Raw genomic sequence first — 26,031 nt, 5'->3', positions numbered from 1 at the left:
AAAAAACAGGCAGCAGCCGTTAGCGGCTTTCTGCCTGTTTTTGCATTTCGGCTGGTTGCCGGGAATTGACCGGTGCCTATCCCCGCCAGCTATCCGTATAACCTCGCGTAGTGGCCTTCGCGCTCAAGCAAATTCTGATGCGTGCCCTGCTCCACGATCGTCCCTTGATTCATGACCGTAATGAAATCCGCTTTCTCCACGGTGCTCAGGCGATGGGCAATCAGAATGGTCGTACGTCCTTTCATCAACTCGTTCAGGGCTCGCTGCACCCAATATTCCGACTCGTTATCGAGCGCCGACGTTGCCTCGTCCAGCAGCAGGATCGGCGCATTTTTCAGGATCGCCCTGGCAATCGCAATACGCTGTCTTTGCCCGCCCGATAACGATGCTCCCCGCTCCCCTACTTGGGTGTTGTACCGCTCGGGCAGCTCCTGAATAAAATGATGGGCATAAGCAGCTTTGGCAGCCTCCATAACTTCTTCCGTTGTCGCCTGCGGATTCCCGTAACGAATGTTGTCTTCGATCGTTCCGCTGAATAGAAAGGCGTCTTGCGGCACATAGGCGATTTGGCCGCGGATCTCTTCCAGCGTATAGTGCCCGAACGGCTTGCCTTGCAGCAAAATCTCTCCGCGGTCGATCGGATAAAAGCCCAGCAGCAATTTGATCAAGGTGCTCTTGCCGCTACCGCTCGCCCCGACGATTGCCGCGACTTGGCCCTTATAAACCTGGAGGGAAAGCTTGTGCAGAACCCGCTTATCCGCCTGATAAGAAAACTCCACGTCCCGGAATTCCACCATCGCCTCCGAAACGAGTTCGCTCACCGGAGAGCCGAGCCGCTCCGGCTCTTCTTCTTCCTCTAATATTTCTTGAACCCGGTGCGCGCCGGCCAACGAATTTTGTGCGAGCGACAGCACGGTACCGAAATTCATGATGGCATGGGTCAAGTTGATTTGCAGCACAGCTAGCGCCGCAACGCTTCCCATTCCAATCAGGCCATAGGCATATAACAAGCTGCCGACGACGATAATCCCGCAAAACGTAACGTAGCTGACAAAATGGTTCACAGCAGCCAGCATCCCGCTTTTTTTGGCCGTTTGCGCCGCAATCTGCGCCACTTGCTCATTCAGGCCTCGATATTGAGCGTAGATCGGACGGATTTGGAACAATTTGACCAGTTGAATGCCACCGATAAAGTCCAGAAACTTTCCCGTCATGTTAGCCAGCCCTTGCAGCGATTGTTCGTACAGCTTCCGAATTTGCCGGACAAACCGGATGCTGATCGAAAAGGACAGCAGCAGGATCGTTAGCGAGGCGCAGGCAAACTGCCAATGAACGGACAGCATCGCCACGATGGAGCCGATGCTGAAAATGATTTGCGTCAGCATCACGAAATAAATGGTGGAGTACGTCGTCTCTACGGTAGTTACATCATTATTGACCCGCGAGAGCAAATCACCATTATGCGTCTGCTCCAAATATTTCGCCCGAAGCCGGCAAACCTTATGATAAAGCCTCTCCCGGATTTCAAGTACCGTAAACTCTACGCTTCGTTGATACATGTAAGTAAACCAAGGAGAAACGACGTTTTCCAGCAGCAAGGCGCCGCCCAAAATATAAAAGGCTTTGAACAGAAGCGAAGTATCCCGGGACTCGGCAAAAGTAACCAGACTTTCGACGACAAAACTAAAAGATACGAGAAATAACGATTGGGTGATCGCCGTTACGCTCAGACCGATGTAGTATTTCGTTTTGCGTCTTCGGTTCATGAACCTCATCAAGTACACGAGCTCTTTAACATATGAGATTAATCCGCCTGTCTTCACGTATAAACCGCCTCCTTGCGCTTCGCAAGATCGGTAAACTCCTGGTAGTACGATTGAGCGTATAATCCCTTCTTTTCCAATAACTCGGCATGGCTGCCCGCCTCAACAATTTCCCCCTGCTCCATGACCCAGATTTCATCCGCGTTCTGGACGGTCGACAACCGGTGAGCGATAACGATGGTCGTTCTTTGTTTCATGAGCACGGTCAGCGCCTCCTGAACAGAGCCTTCAGACTCGGGGTCCAATGCGGATGTGGGCTCGTCCAACAGCAGAATCGGGGCGTTCTTAAGCAGGGCGCGCGCAATGGCAATCCGCTGACGCTGTCCCCCGGAAAGAAATCCGCCCCGCTCCCCGACGTGCGTTTGGTATCCTTCGGGAAGCTCCATAATAAATGGATGCGCATGAGCCGCTTTTGCCGCCTCGATCACCTCATCCATCGACGCATGCTCCCAGCCGTAGGAGATATTCTCGGCTACGGTGCCGCTGAACAAATACGAATCTTGGGTAACGACGGACAAATGGGAGCGCAGTCTGTCCGGATTGCAGCCGTTGATCGATTGACCGAATACTTTTATCGTCCCTTGCTCCGCAGCCAAAGGGTAAAAGCCGCATAACAGCTTAAAAACCGTGCTCTTTCCTCCGCCGCTTGCTCCGACTAAAGCGATCGTTGCCCCTTCCGGCACCGTAAAGATTAGGTTCCGCAGAATGGGGGGACTGCCTTCGTAAGCAAAAGAAACGTTATCGAACGCAATGGGCGGGGCGCTTGTCAGCGGAATGGAATGCCCTTCTTGGTTCTCGACAGGCTGCTCCAGAATCGCCGAGACCCGTTTTAAAGCGCCGGTCATTTCAAACGTATGCGTAATCATCTCGGGAATGTGATCAAGCGGCTCCAAACATAAATTCAACAAATAAAGGAAAGCGATTAATTCCCCCGTACCGAGCAAGCCTTTGGAAATCAAATAGCTTCCGTAGCTTACGGCAAAGATGATCGGGCTAAGCATCAGCGTAGACAAGAGAGGGTTTACCCAAGCCTCCCTCTTTTTCACGGCCAGCTTTTTTTGCGCCGTCAATTGCAGCAGCCTTTGATAAGAGCGGAACATCATTCCCGACAATAAATAGCTCTTAACGATCGGCATTCCCCCGAGCGTATCCTGCAAATTGACGTTCATCCGTCCCATATTCGCCTGAGCTTCTTCCGTCAGCTGCTGCAGCTGCTTCCCGATCCATTGCGAAACCAGCAAAGAAAGGGGAAACAGCAGCAAGCTGTACAGCATAAGCTCCCATTGAATCCATATTAAATAAATGAAACAGCCGATAAACAGCAGCGGATGATAAAACCATTGCGCCAAATCCCGGATCATGAATTGATGGATGAGCTGAATGTCATTGCTTAACCGCGAAAGCACGTCGCCAGAATGTTGTTTTTCAATGTAATGAATAGGTAGCTTCCCTACATGGCTCATCACATGGTTGCGAATATCTCTTACAGCGAAGGCGCTGCTCCGCTCCACACCGTAAACCATAAAAAATTTGGCGGGCACCCCGATCAAAATGACGAAAAAAACGGTATAGAGGATTTTCGTGACGATCGCCCCCGCCCCACTCTCGGCGTGGGTTGTCAATTGCTCGATCAAGCTGCCCGTCCACACCTCGATCACGGCCGCGGCCATGGCAGAGGCGATTCCAACGATCATCCAGCCCCTGTGATTGTTTACAAATGATAATAACCAACGGAATGCTGTCCATAGAGCGAATACCTGATTTCCTTTTTGCGCCACCGTGTTATCCCCCTTCAAAGCATGCGGGCGCCGCTCAGCCTCCATGCAGCACCTTTCGGGATGCGTCGTTCTGTTCCATGATTTGATCGAGGATGCGATGAATGACAAGCGACGTTCCATCAATGCATTCGGGTTCCAGCAATTTTTCGTGAGCGCCTGCGAGCTTATATTCCGCGTAAGCTTGCCCCGCGGCTCCGCGCCATAACGGCAGCTGGTGCTCCATTCGGAAAGCATCGCTGTCTTCCGCGATTAACTCGTGAATGTTCGCCTGAACGGCGCCTGTGTTGATCAATTGCGCTTCGTATGTCAAGGTCGCACGCACCTTTTGCTGGACACGCTCTCGAATCAAGGGGTTGTCCAGCAGTTCTTTTTCCGTTTCCGACAAATCCTCCATTGTTTCTTGCAGCTCGTTTTCCGTCGTATCCGTCGGTGTCAGGGTTTCCTTAATCCAAGAATCTACCATGATCAGATCCGATACTTCGTATCCTCTCTTTTCCATCGTTTTGGCTACTTCGAACATCAAATTCCCGCCGAAGCAGTACCCGAGGAACACATAAGGCCCCTCACCCTGAATGCGGATGACCTCGTCCACATAACGATTCAGCATGTCCTCGTAGCGATCGGAATCGTCAATGAAATCAATCCCGTACACCGCGTACCGGTTCTCCAGCTTGTCCGCTAACCCGCGATAGCCTATGCCGAATCCGCTTCCCGGAGGAAAGCAGAACACGTTTGTCGCCCCATGCTTATTCAGCTGCATGAAATGATGGCCGTCCTGTTCAAAGCCGGATTCCCAATTCTCAAGCGTCATCGCTTCGACGGTTACATCCTGGTATCCTTTATGCAGCGGAATTTCTCTTCCCGTTTCGTCGTAGATTCGTTGAATCAACCGCATCAGGCTGATCGAGTTTCCGCCGAGCTCGAAGAAATCGTCCTTTATTCCTATCTTATCTAAACCGAGCACTTCCTGCCAAATTTGGACCAGCTTCATTTCAAGCAGCGTACGCGGCGCAACGTATTCCGTTTCGTAATGACTTGCTTCCGGAGCCGGCAGCGCCTTGCGGTCGATTTTACCATTCGGCGTTAACGGCATCCGCTCCAGCTGCACAAGGTGCGACGGAATCATGTACCCCGGCAGCTCTCTCGCCATGGCTTCCTTCAATTCAGTCGCCTTCAGCTTCGCCTGCGCCACGAAGTAGGCGCACAGCTGATTTTGTCCGTTTGCGTCTTCACGCGCGATAACGATCGCTTCTCGAACGGACGCGATCTTCAAAAGCTGCTCTTCGACCTCGCCAATTTCGATCCGGTAGCCGCGGATTTTCACTTGATGATCGATGCGGCCCATATATTCGATGTTGCCGTCCGGCAGCCATCTTGCCAAGTCGCCGGTCCGGTACATCCGCTCGCCCGACGCGAACGGATTGTCCACAAACTTCTCTGCGGTCAGCTCCGGACGGTTCAAATAGCCGCGAGCCAATCCTACCCCGGCGATGCACAGCTCCCCCGGCACACCGACCGGCAGCAACTGTTGATGCGAATCTACGATATGAATCCGGTGATTCTGAATCGGACGGCCGATCGGAATCGACTTCCGGTCGACAGCCCCCGTTGAAGCCGTCCAAACCGAAGTCACGATCGAAGCTTCCGTCGGACCGTAGGCGTTAAAATACTGCACTTTGTCTTTCCACTGCTGAACGAATTCGACCGAAACGGCAGAGCCTCCGGTAATCAGCTTTTGGAGGCTCGGCATCCGATCGGGGTTCAAATAGGCCGCATACGTCGGCGGCAGGATCGTTGCCGTAATCCCGTTCTCGTTCATGAAGTTCTCGAACAATCGATAGTCCAGAATCGTCTCGGCCGTCGGAATATATAAAGCCGCGCCAAAGAATAGCGCTTTGAAAATTTCCCAGCACGACGCATCGAACGACAAGCTGGCGAATTGGACCACGCTGTCCCGCTCGCTTATTTGCAGCGTTTCCCCAAACATCATTTTCAAGCTGCACAGCCCACGGTGCTCTACCAATACCCCTTTGGGCTTACCCGTCGTTCCCGACGTGTAGATCACATAAGCCAGATTATTCGGCCCGGTGACCGGCTCCAGATTCGAGCCATTCTCACTGTAGGCCGCCTCGTCGTCCAACGCGATCGCTTTCCCGGCAAACGATACGTGCTCCAGCAAGTGCCGCTGCGTCAAGAGCAGCCGCGCTCCCGAATCTTCCAGCAAATAGCGGATGCGTTCCTCCGGATATTCCGGATCAATCGGCACGTACGCGCCTCCGGCTTTCAAGATTCCCAGAATGCCGACGACGATCTCCAGCGAACGCCCGACCATCAGGCCTACCAATTGATCCGGCTGCACGCCATCAGCCCGCAGTGTCCGGGCCAGCCGGTTCGCCCGCTCGTTCAGCTCGGAGTAGGTGAGCCGCTCCTGCTCAAAAACAACCGCCACCGCGTCCGGAACCCGTTCCGCCTGCTCCTCAATCAGTTGATGGATCGTTTTATCCCGCGAGTATTCCGTCTCGGTATCGTTGAACCCATACAGCAGCTGATGCTTTTCGGACTCCGACAACATGTCCACGGCGCCGAGCTCAAGCTCCGGTTGAAACAAGACGACGGACAGCAGCCGCACAAGATGATCGACCGCCGCGGCCATGAAATGTTGATCGTATCGGTTGCCGTCAAAACTTACGCTCAACCGGATGGAATCATGGTCCGCATCAAAATCAAATACGGTATCGGCCGATACGGCTTTTGCAAAATCAGACCCGTGTATTTTTTTAAAGGAAACCAATGTGTTCACGACAGGCACACCATCGGGAGTATATTCGAAATTCATGGAATGAACCATTTTTCTGAACGGAATATGCTGATGTTCCAAAGCTTCGCCGACCGACATTTTAATTTGGCCCAGCAGCGATTTAAACGTGCTTTCGCGGCGGATGTTATTTTTAATAAGCAGAACATCTTGAATCGGCGGATTCTCGTCGTTCAGCGCCGATGCGGGGATGCCTACCAGCACGTTCTCTTTCTTGGTATAGGCATAGAGCAGAGCGCTGACCCCTGCCAATACGATCATAAAAACGGCCATATCCGATCCATTGGCGAGGCGTCCGATGCGATCGGACAGCTCCTTCGGCAGCGTACGCTGAATCACGTTGGGCGCTGTCGAAAGATCCGCACTGCTGATTTTCATGGAGGAGCTGCTGTAGGGCAGGAAGCTCATGCTGTCTTCGACATCGAACTTTTCGTTCCAATACATTTCTTCCTTTGCAAACAAGGATTTCATTCGTACCCCTCCCCTAAGATGTGATGACAACATGCCCGGAGTGTATGTCGCGAACGAATTCGGACATACACTCTTTTTCAGGCATGAACAAGCTGTTCCTTGCAGAGCTTTGTCTAGAATGCAAATTCAATGCTGTCGATCGAGCTCTTGTTCTTATGGCTTGCCGCTTGTTTATTTAATTGGACCCCGCTCAATTGGATGTGGGGATCTTCGCAAATTTGAGCCAGCACCAGCAGTAAATCTTGAGCCATGGTCTGGATCATCGCCGCTTTGAACAATTTGGCGCAATAATGGAAGCCTCCGTTGAGCACTCCGTTGTCTTCGGACATGAACAAGGTGAGATCGAATTTCGCTTCTTCCGCCTCGTCAAGATCGTACGGAGTCAGCTTCAACGCTTCGAAACCGGGTTCGCGCTCCTCAATATTTTGCAAGTCGAACATCGTGTCGAATATCGGATTGCGGCTTGGGTCCCGCTTGACATTCAACCGTTCTACGAGTTCTTCGAAAGGATAGTCTTGATGCTCAAACGCCCCCAAAGCCGACTCTTTGACTTCCGCCAAGTAGGAGAGGAACGTTTTGTCTCCTGCCGGATTGTTGCGGATCGCGAGCGTATTGACAAACATCCCAAGGATCGGCTCTAAGTCAGCATGCGTTCTTCCAGCAACCGGCATTCCGACAATGATGTCTTCTTGCCCGCTGTACTTGGAAAGCAGCACGGTATAGGCCGACAACAGAACCATGTACAGCGTGCTGTCGTGCTTGGCCGCCAGCTCGTTCAACTGCTTCGTAAGAGCGGCGTCGACCTCGAACTCGATGTGCGCTCCGTCGAAGCTCCGGGTCGCGGGACGCTCGTAGTCGGTAGGCAAATCCACCGTAGGAAGGTCGCCTTCCAGCTTCTGCAGCCAATACGCCTCCTGCCGACTTGTCCGCTCCCTGTACGCTTCGGATTGCTGCCATACGGCATAATCCTTGTACTGAATCCGCAGAGGCGGCAGCTCCTCGCCTGCATAGAGCTCGGTAAACTCTTCCACCAAAATGGCCATCGAAACGCCGTCAGAGACAATGTGATGCATGTCGAACATCAGAATGTGAACGCCCTGCTCCAATTCAACTAATTCTACGCGAATCAAAGGCGCTGTCTTCAAATCAAACGCGCGGACGAAACGGCGAACGATGTCCGCGGCCTCTTCTTGAGCGGCCTTGCTGTACTCCACGGCAAATTCGACTTCGTCGTGCACCTGCTGGACAGGCTCGCCATGCACCATCGCAAAGCTGGTACGCAGCGTCTCATGACGCGCGATCAGCTTCCAGAAAGCTTCTTGGAAGCGGTCGAGATCCACCGGCCCTTCCAGCCGCATAATTTCCGGCATGTTGTACAGCTGATCCGCCCCTTCCAGCTGATGCTGGATGAAGAGCCGCTTCTGCGCGGAAGATAACGGGTAATACACCCTCTCCTCCGCCACCGGTATCGCTGAAAACGCCCCCTCTTCCATCCGGGCAATCGCCTGGGCCATCTCTTCCACCGTAGCGTAGCGGAACACGTCCCGCAGCGGCAGATCGACGTGCAACTCCTTGTGCACCTTGCTGACAAGCGTCGTTGCGCGCAGCGAGTGTCCGCCGAGATCGAAGAAGTTGTCCTTCACGCCGACAGTTACAGCTCCCAGCACTTCTTGCCAAATACGGACCAGCTTCGCTTCCAGCGGTGTGCGTGGCGCGGTATACTCCGACCCGCTCGCGCCTCCTTCCGGCGCCGGCAGCGCCTTGCGGTCGATCTTCCCGTTCGGTGTCAGCGGCAATCGCTCCAGCTGCACGAAGTACGACGGAATCATGTAGCCCGGCAGCTCCTGTGCCATCGCGCTTCGCAGCCCGCTTGCTTGCAGCTCCTCGTCCGCCGTGAAGTACGCGCACAGCGCCTTTTGTCCGTTGCCGTCCTCCCGGATGACGACGACCGCTTCCTTGACGCCGTCCGCTTTCAGCAGCTGCGTTTCGACCTCGCCGAGCTCGATCCGGTACCCCCGAATTTTCGCCTGGTTGTCGATCCGCCCGATGAAGTCCACGTTGCCGTCTTCCATCCAGCGCGCCAAGTCGCCCGTGCGGTACAGCCGCTCTCCGGGAACGAACGGGCTGTCGACAAACTTCTCTTCGTTCAGCTCCGACCGACGCCGCCGATGCACAGCTCGCCCAGCACACCTACCGGTACCGGGTTCAGGTGAGCATCCACAATGTAGAACCGGGCGTTCAGCCATGCCTTGCCGATCGGCACGTTCCCTGCCTCCGGCAGCTTGCTCAGCGGCTCGTCGTAGAAGCTCGAATCGATCGCCGCCTCCGTGACCCCGTACGCGTTGATGATTCTAAACTGCGAGCCGTAGCGCTCCTGCAGCAGCCGGTAGTCCGTCACGCTGCAGCTGTCCGAGCTTGTGATCAGCAGCTCCATCGAGCTCATATCCAAGCCTTGCTCCGCTACATATTCCATGAATGGCACGATCAGCGCAGGCGTCGATTCGAAGATCGTAATCTGCCGGTCGCGTATCCAGCCATACAGACGAGTCGGATCGATGCGGTCGTCCTTCGGGCAAATGACCATCGTTCCGCCGTTGTACAGCGTCCGGGCGATATCCCCGACGAACACGTCGAAGGAGAAGCTCGCCAATTGCAGCAGCCGCACCGGGAACTGATCCAGCCGGTACTCCCTGCGGTAAGCCGCTGCCGTATTAACCAGGCTGCGGTGCTCGATCATGACGCCTTTCGGCCGTCCCGTCGTCCCCGACGTGTAGATCACGTACGCCAGATCGTGCGGCTCGCTCGCGTCGGGCCCGTTCGCTCCGTCTCCGCTGTACGACTTCTCGTCGTCGAGGCACAGGCAGCGCACGCTTTGCAGCGCTGAGTCTTCTTCCAGCCACGCTTGGGCGTGGTCCTGCAGATGGGTTTGCGTCAGCAGCACCGTAGCCCCGCTATCCTCCAGCATGAACCGGATGCGATCCGACGGATATTCCGGATCGAGCGGCACGTACGCGCCCCCTGCTTTCCAGACCGCCATGACGCCGACCAGCAGGTCCACCGAACGGTCGGCTAGAATGCCAACGATCGATTCTCTGCCGATGCCGCCCTCGCGCAGCGTGCAAGCCAGTCGGTTCGCTTGTTCGTTCAGCTCCCCGTACGTCAACTGCTTGTCCTCGTACACGACTGCCGTCGCTTCCGGCGTGCGCGCCGCCTGCTCTTCGAACAGCCGGCGGAACGTCTTCTCCGGCGGCAGCTCGGATACCGCGGGGTTGAATGCGTGAAGCTGCTCCTTTTCTTCCGCAGACAACAGTTCCAGCGCTGCAATTGTCGCCCCCGGATCGTTCACGATCGCTTCGAGCAGTTGTTCGAAGTGCTTCGCCAGCCGTTCCACCGTCTCCCTTTTGTACAAAGCAGTTGCATATTCAAGGCTGTACTCCAGACCGTCGTTTTCTTCGATCACATCCAAGCTCAGATCAAATTTCGCCATCCCATATTCGCTCGGATACGGAGCCAACCGGAGCCCTTCAAGCTCAAAATCTTTGCTTTCCGTGTTCTGCAAGGTAAACATCGTGTCAAAGAGCGGATTGCGGCTTAAATCACGGGTAACCTGCGCTTTGTCCACCAGCTCTTCAAACGGATAGTTCTGGTGCTCGTAAGCGCCGAACATCGTTTCCTTCACTTCTTCCAGATACGCTAGGAACGTCTTCTCGCCATCCGGATAACTACGGATCGCCAGCGTGTTGATAAACATCCCGATCAGCGGCTGCACATCGCTATGGTTCCTTCCCGCAATAGGTGTTCCTACAACCACGTCTTGCTGACCCGTATATTTATGCAGCAGAATCGTATACGCCGCAAGCAGCACCATATACAGCGTCGCTCCGCTTTCGGCCGCGAGCCGCTTCAGACCTTCGCTCTTCTGCGCATCCATGAAGAAGTGAAGCGTATGCCCTTCATAGCTCTGCATGGCCGGACGCGCAAAATCCGTTGGCATTTCCAGCACCGGCAGTTCCCCTTGGAACTGTTCCAGCCAATACGCTTCCTGCCGCTTCAACTGCTCCTGCTGCGCTTCGGACTGCTGCCATGCCGCGTAATCCTTGTACTGAATCCGCAGCGGCTCCAATTCTTCTCCGTCGTACAAGTGGACGAACTCTTCGACTAGAACGTCCATCGAGACACCGTCGGAGACGATGTGGTGCATGTCGAACATCAGAATATAGCGTTCTTCCGCCAGCTCAACCAGACCTACCCGCAGCAGCGGCGGCTTCGCCAGATCGAACGCGCGGACGAAGTCCTCTACCACTTTCCCGGCGGCTTCCTCGCTCGCTTGCACATACTCCACGGCAAAATCCACCGACGGATAGATCCACTGTACCGCTTCGCCGTTCACCATCTCAAAGCCGGTGCGCAGCGTTTCATGACGCGCGATCAGCCCGCGGAACGCCTCTTCGAACCGTTCGCGCTCCAACGCCCCTTCGAGCAGCATCGCGCCCGGCATGTTGTAGCTTTGTTCCGCTCCTTCCAGCTGGTGCAGGATGAAAAGCCGCTTCTGTGCGGAAGATAGCAGGTAGTACTCCCTCTCCTCCGCCACCGGTATCGCTGAAAACGCCCCTTCTTCCATCCGGGCAATCGCTTGAGCCATCTCCTCAATCGTAGCGTAGCGGAACACGTCCCGCAGCGGCAGATCGACGTTCATCTCCTTGTGCACCTTGCTTACAAGCGTTGTCGCGCGCAGCGAGTGTCCTCCGAGATCGAAGAAGTTGTCCTTCACGCCGACGCTTGCAACTCCCAGCACTTCCTGCCATATACGGACCAGCTTCGCTTCCAGCGGTGTGCGTGGCGCGGTATACTCCGACCCGCTCGCGCCTCCTTCCGGCGCAGGCAGCGCCTTGCGGTCGATCTTCCCGTTCGGCGTCAGCGGCAATCGCTCCAGCTGCACGAAATACGACGGAATCATGTAGCCCGGCAGCTCCTGCGCCATCGCGCTTCGCAGCCCGTTTGCTTGCAGCTCCTCATCCGCCGTGAAGTACGCGCACAGCGCCTTTTGTCCGTTCCCGTCCTCCCGGATGACGACGACCGCTTCCTTGACGCCGTCCGCTTTCAGCAGCTGCGTTTCGACCTCGCCGAGCTCGATCCGGTACCCCCGAATTTTCGCCTGGTTGTCGATCCGCCCGATGAAGTCCACGTTGCCGTCTTCCATCCAGCGCGCCAAGTCCCCCGTGCGGTACAACCGCTCTCCGGGAACGAACGGGCTGTCGACAAACTTCTCTTCGTTCAGCTCCGGACGGTTCAAATACCCCCGCGCTACGCCGACGCCTCCGATGCACAGCTCGCCCAATACTCCTACCGGTACCGGATTAAGGTGAGCATCCACAATGTAGAACCGGGCGTTCAGCCATGCCTTGCCGATCGGCACGTTCCCTGCCTCCGGCAGCTTGCTCAGCGGCTCGTCGTAGAAGCTCGAATCGATCGCCGCTTCCGTGACCCCGTACGCGTTGATGATTCTAAACTGCGAGCCGTAGCGCTCCTGCAGCAGCCGGTAGTCCGTCACGCTGCAGCTGTCCGAGCTTGTGATCAGCAGCTCCATTGAGCTCATATCCAAGCCTTGCTCCGCTACATATTCCATGAACGGCACGATCAGCGCAGGCGTCGATTCGAAGATCGTAATCTGCCGATCGCGAATCCAGCCATACAGACGAGTCGGATCGATGCGGTCGTCCTTCGGGCAAATGACCATCGTTCCGCCGTTGTACAGCGTCCGCGCGATATCCCCGACGAACACGTCGAAGGAGAAGCTTGCCAGTTGCAGCAGCCGCACCGGGAACTGATCCAGCCGGTATTCCCGGCGATAGGCCGCTGCCGTATTGACCAGGCTGCGGTGCTCGATCATGACGCCTTTCGGCCGTCCCGTCGTGCCCGACGTGTAGATCACGTACGCCAGATCGTGCGGCTCGCTCGCGTCAGGCCCGTTCGCTCCGTCTCCGCTGTACGACTGCTCGTCGTCGAGGCACAGGCAGCGCACGCTTTGCAGCGCCGAATCTTCCGCCAGCCACGCTTGGGCTCGTTCCTGCAGATGGGTTTGCGTCAGCAGCACCGTGGCTCCGCTGTCCTCCAGCATGAACCGGATGCGATCGGACGGATACTCCGGATCGAGCGGCACATACGCGCCTCCCGCTTTCCAGACCGCCATGACGCCGACCAGCAGGTCCACCGAACGGTCTGCCAAAATGCCGACGATCGATTCTCTGCCGATGCCGCCCTCACGCAGCGTGCAAACCAACCGGTTCGCCCGCTCGTTCAGCTCCCCATACATCAGCTGCGTGTCCTCGTACACGACCGCTATCGCTTCCGGAGTGCGCGCCGCCTGCTCTTCGAACAACCGGTGGAACGTCTTCTCCGGCGGCAGCTCAGGCATCGCCGGGTTGAACGCATGCTGAATTTGTTCCTTTTCAGCCACAGTCAACATATCCAGCGCTGCAATTGTAGCCCCCGGCTCGTGAACGATCACTTCAAGCAATTGCCCGAAGTGCTTCGCCAGCCGTTCGACCGTCTCCCTCTTGTACAAGGCAGTCGCATATTCGAGGCTGCACTCCAGACCGCCGCCGTCTTCCGACATGTCCAAGCTCAAGTCGAATTTCGCCATGGCATAGTCGCTCGGATACGGCGCCAGCCGAAGTCCCTCAAGCTGAAACTCTTTATTTTCCATGTTTTGCAATGAAAACATCGTGTCAAAGAGCGGATTGCGGCTTAAATCGCGGGCAACCTGCACTTTCTCCACCAGCTCTTCGAACGGATAGTTCTGGTGCTCGTATGCGCCCAAGGTTGTTTCCTTGACCTCTTCCAAATAGTCCTGGAACGTCTTCTCGCCAGCCGGGTAACTGCGGATGGCCAGCGTGTTGACGAACATCCCGATCAACGGCTGCACATCGCCATGGTTTCTTCCCGCAATCGGCGTCCCTACAACTACGTCCTGCTGACCCGTATACTTGTGCAGCAGAATCGTATACGCCGCAAGCAGCACCATATACAGCGTCGCTCCGCTTTCGGCCGCGAGCCGTTTCAGACCTTCGCTCGTTTGATCATCTATGAAAAATTCAATCGAATGTCCTTCATAGCTCTGCATCGCCGGACGCGCATAATCCGTCGGCATTTCCAGCACCGGCAGCTCTCCTTGGAACTGATCCAGCCAGTACGCTTCCTGCCGCTTCAGCTGCTCCTGCTGCGCTTCGGACTGCTGCCATGCCGCATAATCCTTGTACTGAATCCGCAGCGGCTCCAGCGTCTCTCCGTCATACAAGCGGACGAACTCTTCCACCAGGACGTCCATCGAAACGCCGTCGGAGACGATGTGATGCATGTCGAACATCAGGATATGACGCTCTTCCGCCAGCTCGACCAAACCTACCCGCAGCAGCGGCGGCTTCGACAGATCGAACGCGCGGACGAATTGGCGTACAACCTCTCCCGCTTCCTCTTCGCTCGCCTTCATATGCTCCACGGCAAAGTCCGCTTGCGGGTAAACCCGCTGCACCGCTTCGCCGTTCACCATTTCAAAGCCGGTGCGCAGCGTCTCATGCCGCGCGATCAGCCCGCGGAACACCTCTTCGAACCGTTCGCGTTCCAACGCCCCTTCGAGTAGCATCGCGCCCGGCATGTTGTAGCTTTGTTCCGCTCCTTCCAGCTGATGCAGGATGAAGAGCCGCTTCTGTGCGGACGACAGCGGGTAATGTTCTCTTTCCTCCGCCACCGGTATGGCTGAAAATGCTCCTTCCTCCATCCGGGCAATCTCCTGTGCCATCTCTTCAATCGTCGGGTAGCGGAATACGTCGCGCAGCGGGAAATCGACGTTCAACTCTTTGTGCATCTTGCTGACAAGCGTCGTTGCGCGCAAGGAATGTCCCCCGACATCGAAGAAATTATCCGTCACGCCAACCTTTTCAAGCCCAAGAACGCTTTTCCATATATCGGATAGCTCTGATTCCAACGGCGTTCTTGGCGCAGTGTGTTCCGCTTCCGTATGCAAGCTTTCCTCCGGCGCGGGCAGCGCTCTTCGGTCAACCTTTCCGTTATTCGTTAGCGGCATCTGCTCCAGTTGGACAAAGTACGACGGAATCATGTAGGCCGGCAGCTCTTGAGCAAGCGCGCTTCGCACTTCATGCGCTTGAAGCTCTCTGTCCGCGACGAAGTAAGCGCACAGCTGCTTTTCGCCGCTGGCGGTTTCCCGGACAACGACCGTCGCTTTTTGGATAACCTCCACCTTCAACAGGTGCGCTTCCACTTCGCCAAGCTCGATCCGGAAGCCGCGGATTTTCACCTGATCGTCCATCCGCCCGACATATTCGATCGTTCCATCCGGCAGCCATCTTGCCAAATCTCCTGTCCGGTACATCCGTTCCCCCGGCACGAAAGGGTTGTCCACAAACTTCTCCGCCGTCAGCTCCGGACGGTTTAAGTAGCCTCGGACCAATCCCTCGCCGGCGACACAAAGCTCCCCGGCCACGCCGATCGGCTGCAGCTTGTTTTTGCTGCTTACGATATAGGTCGCCGTGTTGCTGATCGGCCGTCCGATCGGAACGTTGACGGCATCCTCCGCCAGTTCGTTCACGTTGAAATAGGTCGCATAGACCGTGCTCTCCGACGGGCCATAAGCATGGATGATTTTTCCCGGCCCGATATGCTGAAGAGCTCTCCGAACATGGCTGACCGAAACGCGCTCTCCTCCGAATAAAACGGCCCGCATGTGACGCAAACAATCGACATTGACATCCACGAGAACGTTGAAGAAAGCCGTTGTAATCAGCGCGACCGTAATTTGCTGCCGTTCGATCAATTCCGCCAGCTTCCCGATTTCCAGCATCATCTCCCGCGGGATAAGGACAAGCCTCGCTCCGTTGGTTAGCGCTCCGAAAATATCGAAGACCGCCCCGTCGAACGAATAGCTGGACATTTGCAATACCCGGTCCTGATCGGTAATGTCAATGTAATTCGTATTCCGCACGATTCGGACGATATTGCAGTGCGTCACCAAATTCCCTTTCGGCTTGCCGGTCGTTCCCGATGTGTAAATGACGCACGCCAAATCGGTCGCCCCGTTGCTCCGCCCCACTTTCGATCCGTCGGCGTGATAAGACGCCTCGTCATCCAAGATGACCATAAGGCGTTGAACCGGGACCCGTTCTTGCATGTGGCGCTGTACCAGCATCACTTGCGCTTCGGAATCCTCGATCATGTACCGGATGCGCTCCTCCGGGTACTCCGCATCGATCGGCACATAAGCTCCCCCGGCTTTTAGAACCGCCATAATGCCCACAATCATGTCCAAGGAGCGCTCCGCCATAATGCCCACCACACGTTCCTTGTCCACTCCGCTTGCCCGCAGCGTCCGTGCCAGCCGGTTCACCCTTTCGTTCAGCTCGCGGTAGGTCCATTGCCTGTGCTCAAACACAACCGCCACCGCATCCGGAATCCGTTCCGCTTGTTCTTCGAACAGCTGATGAAGCGTCTTCTCCCGCGGAAACTCGGTCGTCGTGTCATTGAACCGTTCGATGATCTCGGTGCTTTCTTCGGCCGTCGTCAGCTCCAGGTCTTCCACCGCAATTCGGGGATTCGCCACGATTTGTTCGAGCACATAAACCAGATGTCCCTTCAACCGCTGTATGGTCGACCGATCAAACACGTTGGCATTATAGTCGAAACGAATCTCCATTTCTTCTCCGGGAACGACCGTCACGTTGAAGTCGTAGTTCGTTTGTTCCGCCATGTCCACATCCGCGATCGCCAGACCGCCGCTGTCGGCGCCTCCCGCTTGCTCCATCTGCTCGTCCATCGGGTAGTTCTCGAATGCGATAATGTGGTTGATCAGATCCTGTTTCTGCGCGCTCCGGGCCTGAATCTCGTACAGCGGATAGTAGTCGTAACGGCCGGATTCCAGCGCCTGCTCCTGCAGTCTTTCCATGACGTCGGCAAAGCCCGTTCCCGCTTCGCAAGCGACGCGAACTGGTATCGTGTTAATAAACAACCCAATCATTTCTTCGATTCCGGGAATTTCCGCAGGTCTTCCCGATACGACGCTGCCGAATACGACATCGCCGGTTCCGTTATACTTCTGCAAAATAACGCCCCACGCCGCCTGCAGCAAGGTGTTCATCGTCACCTGATGCTGTTTCGCCACTCGGTCCATCCGCTCGGTCAAGCTCTTGCCCAATTCGCAAACGACATGGTCCGGAACATACCCTCCGTTTGGCAAGTCCGTCTTCCTTAGCGGCAGGGCCGTCTGGCCTTCATACCCTGACAAGTACTCGGACCAATAGCGTGCCGCCGCATCATCGTCCTGCTTATCCAGCCACTCGATGTATTGGCTGTAGGCCGATACCGCTGCCCGTTCCGGGTGCTTGTTCCCGACATAAGCGGCGTACGTCCCGAACAATTCTTGCATAAGCTGCGGCAAGCACCAGCCGTCCATCAAAATGTGCTGGAAACTCCAGAGCACGCGGTACTTTTCGTCTTCCGTACGCATTACTGTTACCCGGACCAGCGCATCCCGCTCCAAATCGAATCCCCGAAGCTTGTCTTCTTTCGCCTTCTTCTCCGTGTACGCCGCCTTCTCGTCTATCGGCAGATGACGCAAATCTTCATATTCGAATCCGACCGGCTTGTCCCGGTACACGATCTGCAGCGGTTCCCCCTTCCAGCCGCTGTAGAAGTTTGTCCGCAATACCACGTGACGCGCAGCCAACTCCGCCCAGCTTTTGGAAAATAAGTCGACATCGAGCGCCCCCAGCAGCATAAACCGCGCTTGTTCGAAATACGCGCCCGCCTGCCGGTCCATCGCGCTGTGGAACCACATCCCTTTCTGCATCGGCGTGAGCGTATAGATGTTTTCGATCTCCCCGCTGTGCCGTGTCTGTTCCACAATCTGCTCCAGATCGGTCACGCTTAATCCCTTGTACTGAACGTCACTTGGCGTCAATTCGGGCCGCTCTTTCGCCGCGCAATGAGCAATAAGTTCCTGCAGACTTTCCTGCAGCCATAAGGCCAATTGCTCCATCGTCTCTCTGCGGTATTCCTTCCGGCTGTAGCTCAATTCAAGCGACAGCGAGCCGTCCAACACCATGCCGTTCATGTCCAACACGAAGCTGCGCGCTTGCCGGTCGCTTGCCTGCAAGCCGCTCGGATAAGGCGATATGCCCATGTCGTTATTTTCCAAATCCTGATCAAACTGCCCCAAATAGTTAAAGTTGATTTCCGGTTCGGCGCCCCAATCGAAATCGTCCGCATTCCCGGACATATACCGGCATACGCTGTATCCGATCCCCTTGTTCGGGATTTGGCGCAGGTTCTCTTTGACCTTCTTGATTTGGTACGATAAATCTTTGTCCCGCTCGGGCTCAAGCACCACCGGGTACTTGCTCGTAAACCAGCCCACCGTGCGCGTGATGTCGATATCGGTCAAGATGGACTCCCGTCCGTGGCCTTCCAAATTCACCAGCACGCGGTCGTAGCCGCTCCATTTCTGCACAGCCATCCCCAGCGCCGTTAACAGGATGTCGTTCATCTCGGTATTATACGCCCGGTGAACCCGCTTCAATAACTGCTCCGTTTCCCCCCGGCTTAACTGTACGATCATCAATTCGCTGTCGAGCTGCAGGGATTCGTCCGCCTGCCTATCTTTCGGCAGCGGCAGCACCGGCGTTTGTGTAATACGCTGCCAATAGGCCCGCTCGTTCTCCATGACCGGACCTTGCGCATAGGCAGCAAGCTGTTCGGACCAAGTGCGGTAAGCATCCGTCTTCGCCGGAAAGCGAATCTCTTCTCCCTTCTCGGCTTGCTCGAAACCGAGCGCAATATCTTCCATCAAAATCCGCCACGATACCCCGTCCACAACGCCATGGTGAACTGCGATGAGCAAATGATCGCCGTCCGCACATTGGAACAAGCCCGCTTTCACAAAAGGCCCCTTCTCCAGATCGATGCTGCTCTGGATCTCGTTCGCTTTAGCTTCGACCGCTTGGCCGTACGCCGACAAGCCCTTGAAGTCAATCACCTCAAAGCTGTACAACTCGCCTTCCCCGATTCCCCGGTTCCATGCCGCATAACCGTTTTCTCCCTTGCGGAATACCATCCGCAGCGCATCGTGATGCTCCGTAATCTTCCGCAGCACCTTGCGAATGGCCGCTTCGTCGAACCCTTGCTTCCGGTACAGCATGACGGATTGATTGAAGTGATGCGGGTCGGCAAATTGCTGCTCGAAGAACCAGCGTTGGATCGGAGTCAGTACGGTCTCGCCGGTCACCTCGCCCTGATTCACCGTGCGGGCAATCGGCTGGACGTGCAGACTGAGCTGTGCAATGGTCGGATATTTAAATAAATCTTTGATTTCCAGCTTGTATCCGGCTTGATGCAGCCGGGACGACACCTGAATCGACTTGATGGAATCGCCGCCAAGCTCGAAGAAATGATCCGTCACCCCGACACGCTCGGCACTGAGCACCGACTGCCATACGGCGGCAAGAGCTTTCTCCGTCTCGGAGCGGGGCGCTACATATTCCCGTCCTCCAAGCGCATGGCCTTCCGGCGCAGGCAGCGCCTTGCGGTCGATCTTCCCATTCGGCGTCAGCGGCATCCGCGGAAGCTGCACGAAGTGCGCCGGGATCATGTAGCCCGGCAGCTTTTGCGACAAGGCTCCCCTCAGCTCGCCGACCGCCAGCGGCGTCTCCGCCACAAAGTACGCGCACAGCTGATATTGTCCGGCGGCATCCTCACGCGCCACCACGATCGCTTCCTGAACGGACGGGAGCTTCAAGAGCTGCTCTTCAATCTCGCCGATCTCGATCCGATAACCGCGAATTTTCACTTGATGGTCGATGCGGCCCAAATATTCGATATTGCCGTCCGGCAGCCATCTTGCCAAGTCGCCTGTCTTGTACATCCGCTCGCCCGGCACGAACGGATTGTCCGTGAATTTCTCCGCTGTCAATTCGAGACGGTTCAAGTACCCTCGGGCCAATCCTACGCCCCCGATGCACAATTCTCCGGCTACACCCACAGGCAGCAATTGATGATGCGAATCTACAATATAGATCTTATGATTATGAATAGGACGACCGATGGAAACCAAGGCGATGTTATCGTTCTTGGAAGCTGTCCAGATGGACGTGCAAATCGAATCCTCGGTCGGACCGTACGCGTTGAAATACTTCACCTTGTCTTTCCACTGCTGAATAAGCTCCAAGGAGGCTGCGGAGCCGGCCGAGATCAGCCTTTTCAAGCTCGGCATACGCTCCGGGGTCAAGTAGGCCGCATACGTCGGCGGCAAAGTAGCCGTCGTAATGCCATGGTCGTTCATAAAGCTTTCAAACAAATGTTGATCCAGAATCGTCTCGGCCGTCGGGATATATAAAGCTGCGCCGAAAAATAACGTCTGGAACATTTCCCAGCACGACGCATCGAATGACAAACTGGCGAATTGGATCACTCTGTCCTGCCCGGTCATTTGCAGCGTTTCCTTAAACATCATCTTCAAACTGCACAGCCCGTGATGCTCCACCATAACCCCTTTGGGCTTGCCCGTCGTTCCGGACGTGTAGATCACATAGGCGAGATCGTTCGGCCCGGTGACCGGCTCCAGATTCGAGCCGTCCTCGCTGTAGGCTTCTTCGTCATCCAGCGCGATCACTTTCCCGGCAAACGGCACTTTCTCCTGCAAACGGCGCTGCGTCAACAGCAGCTGCGCTCCCGAATCTTCCAGCAAATAGCTGATGCGCTCCTCCGGATACTCCGGATCGATCGGCAAATACGCGCCCCCGGCTTTTAACGTACCGAAAATGCCTACGACCATTTCGAGCGAACGCTCGGTCATGATGCCGACGAACTTGTCTTTCACTACGCCCTCGGCTCTAAGCGTCCGCGCCAGCCGGTTCGCCCGCTCGTTCAATTCCCGGTACGTCAACCGCTCGTTTCCGAACACCACGGCCACATGATCCGGGGTACGCTCCACCTGCTCTTCGATTAGCCGATGGATCGTCTTCTCCCGTTCATAGTCCGCATCCGTATCGTTGAAAGCATGAAGCTGCTGCTTCTCAGACTCCGTCAACATGTCCGCTTTCCAGAGCTCAAGCTCAGGCTGGGATAACAAAGAGGAGAACAAATGATCCAAATGGTTGGCGGCCCGGTTCATAAACTCGGCGCTATACAGATGTTCGTTATAGATCAATCGGTAATGAATCGAATCGTTTTCCAGTCCGAATTGAAATAAACAATCGTATGCCACGTTGTGGCCGATATCCACGGTATGCAGCTCGTTCAATGAAACAAGCGTGTTCACGATAGGAACCCCGTCCGCATACTGCAGCTGGAGCTTTTCCGTCATTTTGAGGAACGGTATATTCTGATGCTGGATCGCATCCGTAACCGACGATTTCAATTCGTTTAACAGGGATTTAAAGGTAGTCTCGGCATGGATCGTATTCTTGAGAACGACCGCATGGTTAATAGGCCGCCGCGACTCATTCGGTTTCTTGATGACCGGCATGCCCAGCAATATATTTTTTTCGTTGGTATATTTATAAAGCAAGGATTGGACTCCTGCCAATAAAATCATGTATGCGGCCAAAGGGGTACCCTTGCTCATCTTTAAGATTCGCTGCCCTACGTCAGCCGACAAAGAGCCGGAAACCGACTGAATGTCGGGCGTAGAATGGATCGGGGTTTTACTATAAGGCAGCAGCGTTAGCGTATAATCTTCACCCCCGAATGTTTCGTTCCAAAATAAGGATTCCTTTTCAAAAGCCACCTGCTTCTCTCCTCTCTATTCGGTAAAAGCGAGTCCGGCGGAGTGTATGCTATGGACTGCTAACCTACACTCCGGCCGGTCCGTGTCAGAATACAAAATCGATTGCTTCTACCAAGTCCTCTCCTTGCTCCGAATGACCGCTTAATGAAATGTCTTTCAGCAGGATAGAAGGCTGCTCGCAAATTCGGGAGATGATTTCCAGTAAATCCTGGGCGTAATTGTCAATCATATTTCGGGCAAACAGCTTGGTGCAATATTCAAAACGACCTTGAATGTCTTCGTCTTCCAACGTAAGCTCCAGAGTCAAATCGAATTTGGCCACCGTCTCCGTTTGAATAAAAGGCTCGATGCTTAGCTCGCCGAAGCGGTTAACCCGCTCTTCCTTGGTTTCCATGACAAACATCGTGTCAAATAACGGATGGCGGCTTAAGTCCCGGGTTCCCCTTACTTTTTCCACCAGTTCCTCGAACGGATAGTCTTGGTTTTCGTAAGCTCCCAGCAATGTTTCCTTCATTTCCTCCAGATAAGACAGGAACGGCTTCTCTCCGGCCGGATAATTGCGGATCGCCAGCGTGTTGACGAACATCCCGATCAGCGGTTCCATATCGGCGTGGGTTCTGCCTGAAATCGGCGTGCCGACGATGATGTCTTCTTGTCCCGAGTACTTATGCAGCAGGATCGAGTAAACCGCCAGCAGCACCATATAGATCGTCGATCCGGTATCCTCTGCAATTCGCTGCAGCCCCTCGGTTCTTTGCTTGTCAATCCTGAATTCGAGCGCGTCTCCCTCATAGCTGCGAACGGCCGGTCTGGCAAAATCGGTTGGCAGCTCCAACGTAGGAAGCTCGCCATCCAACAGGTTCAACCAATAGGCTTCTTGCCGCTTCATTCGTTCACCCCGCGCTTCGGACTGCTGCCATGCGGCGTAGTCCTTATATTGAATGCGCAGAGGCGGCAGCTCCTCTCCGCTGTACAAACGGAGCAGCTCTTCGATTAAAATGCCCGTGGATACGCCGTCGGAAATGATGTGGTGGATATCAAACATCAAAATGTGCCGTTCCCGTATCACCTCGATCAGACCGACCCGCAGCAGCGGAGGATGCTCCAGATCAAAGACGCGGACGAATCGCCCGGCCACCTTTTCCGCTTCCTCTTCGCTCGCTTGCATATACTCCAACGCAAAATCCACTTCCGGGTAGACCCGCTGCATCGGTTCGCCGTTCACCATTTCGAATCCGGTACGCAACGTTTCATGGCGAGCAATCAGCCCACGGAACGCCTCTTCGAACCGTTTCCGGTCCAACGCCCCGGAAAGCACCATCATTCCCGACATGTTGTAGCTCAGCTCCGCACCTTCCATCTGGTGCTGGATGAAGAGTCGTCTTTGTACGGAGGACAACATGTAATAATCGCGTTCTTCAAGCAGCGGAATGGATACGTGCTCCTGTTGCTCCATCTGGGCAATCGCTTGGGCCATCTCTTCAATCGTAGCGCAGCGGAACACGTCCCGCAGCGGCAGATCGACGTTCAGCTCCTTGTGCACCTTGCTGACAAGCGTCGTTGCGCGCAGCGAATGTCCACCGAGATCGAAAAAGTTGTCCTTCACCCCGACGGTTGTAACTGCCAGCACTTCCTGCCATATACGGACCAGCTTCGCTTCCAGCGGTGTGCGTGGCGCGGTGTACTCCGACCCGCTTGCGCCACCTTCCGGCGCTGGCAGCGCCTTGCGGTCGATCTTCCCGTTCGGTGTCAGCGGCAATCGCTCCAGCTGCACGAAGTACGACGGAATCATGTACCCCGGCAGCTCCTGTGCCATCGCGCTTCGCAGCCCGCTTGCTTGCAGCTCCTCGTCCGCCGTGAAGTATGCGCACAGCGCCTTTTGTCCGTTGCCGTCCTCCCGGATGACGACGACCGCTTCCTTCCGCTGGCAATCGATCCGGCCGATGAAGTCCACGTTGCCGTCTTCCATCCAGCGCGCCAGGTCGCCCGTGCGGTACAGCCGCTCTCCGGGAACGAACGGGCTGTCGACAAACTTCTCTTCGTTCAGCTCCGGACGGTTCAAATACCCCCGCGCTACGCCGCCGCCGCCGATACACAGCTCGCCCAATACTCCTACCGGTACCAGGTTCAAGTGAGCATCCACAATGTAGAACCGGGCGTTCAGCCATGCCTTGCCGATCGGCACGTTCCCCGCCTCCGGCAGCTTGCTCAGCGGCTCGTCGTAGAAGCTTGAATCGATCGCCGCCTCCGTTACCCCGTATGCGTTGATGATTCTAAACTGCGAGCCGTACCGCTCCTGCAGCAGCCGGTAGTCCGTCACGCCGCAGCTGTCCGAGCTTGTAATCAGCGTCTCCATCCAGCTCATATCCAAGCCTTGCTCCGCTACATACTCCATGAACGGCACGATCAGCGCAGGCGTCGATTCGAAGATCGTAATCTGCCGATCGCGAATCCAGCCATACAGACGAGTCGGGTCGATGCGGTCGTCCTTCGGGCAAATGACCATCGTTCCGCCGTTGTACAGCGTCCGGGCGATATCCCCGACGAACACGTCGAAGGAGAAGCTCGCCAATTGCAGCAGCCGCACCGGGAACTGATCCAGCCGGTATTCCCGGCGATAGGCCGCTGCCGTATTGACTAGGCTGCGGTGCTCGATCATGACGCCTTTCGGCCGTCCCGTCGTGCCTGACGTGTAGATCACGTACGCCAGATCGTGCGGCTCGCTCGTGTCAGGCCCGTTCGCTCCGTCTCCGCTGTACGACTGCTCGTCATCAAGGCACAGGCAGCGCACGCTTTGCAGCGCTGAGTCTTCTTCCAGCCACGTTTGGGCCCGGTCCTGCAGATGGGTTTGCGTCAGCAGCACCGTAGCCCCGCTGTCCTCCAGCATGAACCGGATGCGATCGGACGGATACTCCGGATCGAGCGGCACATATGCGCCCCCCGCCTTCCAGACCGCCATGACGCCGACCAGCAGGTCCACCGAACGGTCGGCCAAAATGCCGACGATCGATTCTCTGCCGATGCCGCCCTCGCGCAGCGTGCAAGCCAGCCGGTTCGCCCGCTCGTTCAGCTCCCCGTACGTCAGCTGCTTGTCCTCATACATGACCGCCGTCGCTTCCGGGGTGCGCGCTGCCTGCTCTTCGAACAACCGGTGGAACGTCTCCTCCGGCGGCAGCTCAGGCAGCGCCGGATTGAACGCATGCTGAATGTGCTCCTTCTCTTCCGCGGTCAGCAGGCCAAACGCCGCAATCTTAGCGCCCGGATCGTTCACGATCGCTTCGAGCAGCTGTTCGAAGTGCTTCGCTAGCCGTTCGACCGTCTCCCTTTTATACAAGGCAGTCGCATACTCAAGGATGTACGCCAGACCGCCGCCGATTTCCGCCACGTCCAAGCTCAGGTCAAATTGGGATACGATTTCCTCACTCGGATATGGAGTTAACTGAAGTCCCGGGAGTCGGATCTCCTTGTTTTCCGTGTTTTGCAAAGTAAACATCGTGTCAAAGAGCGGGTTGCGGCTTAAGTCACGGGCAACCTGTACTTTGTCCACCAGCTCTTCGAACGGATAGTTCTGGTGCTCGTACGCGCCCAAGGTCGTTTCCTTGACCTCTTTCAAATAATCCAGGAACGTCTTCTCCCCGGAAGGATAGCTGCGGATCACCAGCGTATTGACGAACATGCCGATCAGCGGCTGCACATCGCCATGGTTTCTTCCCGCAATCGGCGTCCCTACAATCAGGTCCTGCTGACCTGTATATTTGTGCAGCAGGATCGTATACGCCGCAAGCAGCACCATGTACAGCGTCGATCCGCTTTCAGCCGCGAGCCGCTTCAGGCCTTCGCTCTTCTGCTCATCTATGAAAAATTGAAGCGCATGTCCTTCGTAGCTCTGCATCGCCGGACGCGCATAATCCGTCGGCATTTCCAGCACCGGCAGCTCCCCTTGGAACTGATCCAGCCAGTACGCTTCCTGCCGCTTCAGCAGCTCCTGTTGCCCTTCGGACTGCTGCCATGCCGCATAATCCTTGTACTGAATCCGCAGCGGCTCCAGCTCTTCCCGGCCGTACAATCGGCTGAACTCTTCCACCAGAACGTCCATCGAGACGCCGTCGGAAACGATGTGATGCATGTCGAACATCAGGATATGACGCTCTTCCGCCAGCTCGATCAAACCTACCCGCAGCAGCGGCGGCTTCGACAGATCGAACGCGCGGACGAATTGACGTACAACCTCTCCCGCTTCCTCTTCGCTCGCCTTCACATGCTCCACGGCAAAGTCCGCTTGCGGGTAAACCCGCTGCACCGCTTCGCCGTTCACCATTTCAAAGCCGGTGCGCAGCGTCTCATGCCGCGCGA

Annotated in this window: 6 protein-coding genes; all 6 read right to left on the bottom strand. The window is 55.9% G+C overall.

The genetic code is table 11. From position 1 onward, the window contains the following. Nucleotides 1–89 precede the first annotated feature (89 nt). Nucleotides 90–1,823, bottom strand: coding sequence for an ABC transporter ATP-binding protein (locus BLO51_RS05115; protein ID WP_090667774.1), 1,734 nt, complete (start codon nt 1,821–1,823; stop codon nt 90–92). Then, a complete protein-coding gene (locus tag BLO51_RS05110; RefSeq protein ID WP_090667770.1) occupies nt 1,820–3,646 on the bottom strand; it encodes an ABC transporter ATP-binding protein in 1,827 nt (608 codons plus the stop codon). The genes BLO51_RS05115 and BLO51_RS05110 overlap by 4 nt, the downstream gene beginning before the upstream one ends. Beyond that, a complete protein-coding gene (locus BLO51_RS05105) occupies nt 3,636–6,887 on the bottom strand; it encodes a non-ribosomal peptide synthetase (protein ID WP_090667767.1) in 3,252 nt (1,083 codons plus the stop codon). Before BLO51_RS05105 ends, BLO51_RS05110 begins: the two co-directional genes overlap by 11 nt. Nucleotides 6,888–7,000: 113 nt before the next feature. Then, on the bottom strand, nt 7,001–9,061 hold the full coding sequence (locus tag BLO51_RS30730) for a condensation domain-containing protein (protein ID WP_281180327.1): 2,061 nt from the start codon (nt 9,059–9,061) through the stop codon (nt 7,001–7,003). Then, nucleotides 9,034–21,678 (bottom strand): amino acid adenylation domain-containing protein, encoded by a 12,645-nt coding sequence (locus BLO51_RS05100; protein ID WP_281180326.1) that lies wholly within the window; start codon nt 21,676–21,678, stop codon nt 9,034–9,036. Before BLO51_RS05100 ends, BLO51_RS30730 begins: the two co-directional genes overlap by 28 nt. An 85-nt stretch (nt 21,679–21,763) precedes the next feature. Continuing rightward, nucleotides 21,764–26,031: non-ribosomal peptide synthetase (locus BLO51_RS05095; protein ID WP_143006825.1), on the bottom strand; the 4,268-nt coding region annotated here is incomplete at its 5' end.

This window comes from Paenibacillus tianmuensis (assembly GCF_900100345.1).
Classification (GTDB): domain Bacteria; phylum Bacillota; class Bacilli; order Paenibacillales; family NBRC-103111; genus Paenibacillus_G; species Paenibacillus_G tianmuensis.
The sequence above is the reverse complement of the archived record's forward strand: the minus strand, read 5'-3'. Positions and strand labels throughout refer to the sequence as shown.

Coding starts and splice junctions, on each gene's coding strand:
- BLO51_RS05105 (WP_090667767.1), bottom strand. CDS start 6,887: ATGAAATCCTTGTTTGCAAAGGAAGAAATGTATTGGAACGAAAAGTTC.
- BLO51_RS05110 (WP_090667770.1), bottom strand. CDS start 3,646: ATGGAGGCTGAGCGGCGCCCGCATGCTTTGAAGGGGGATAACACGGTG.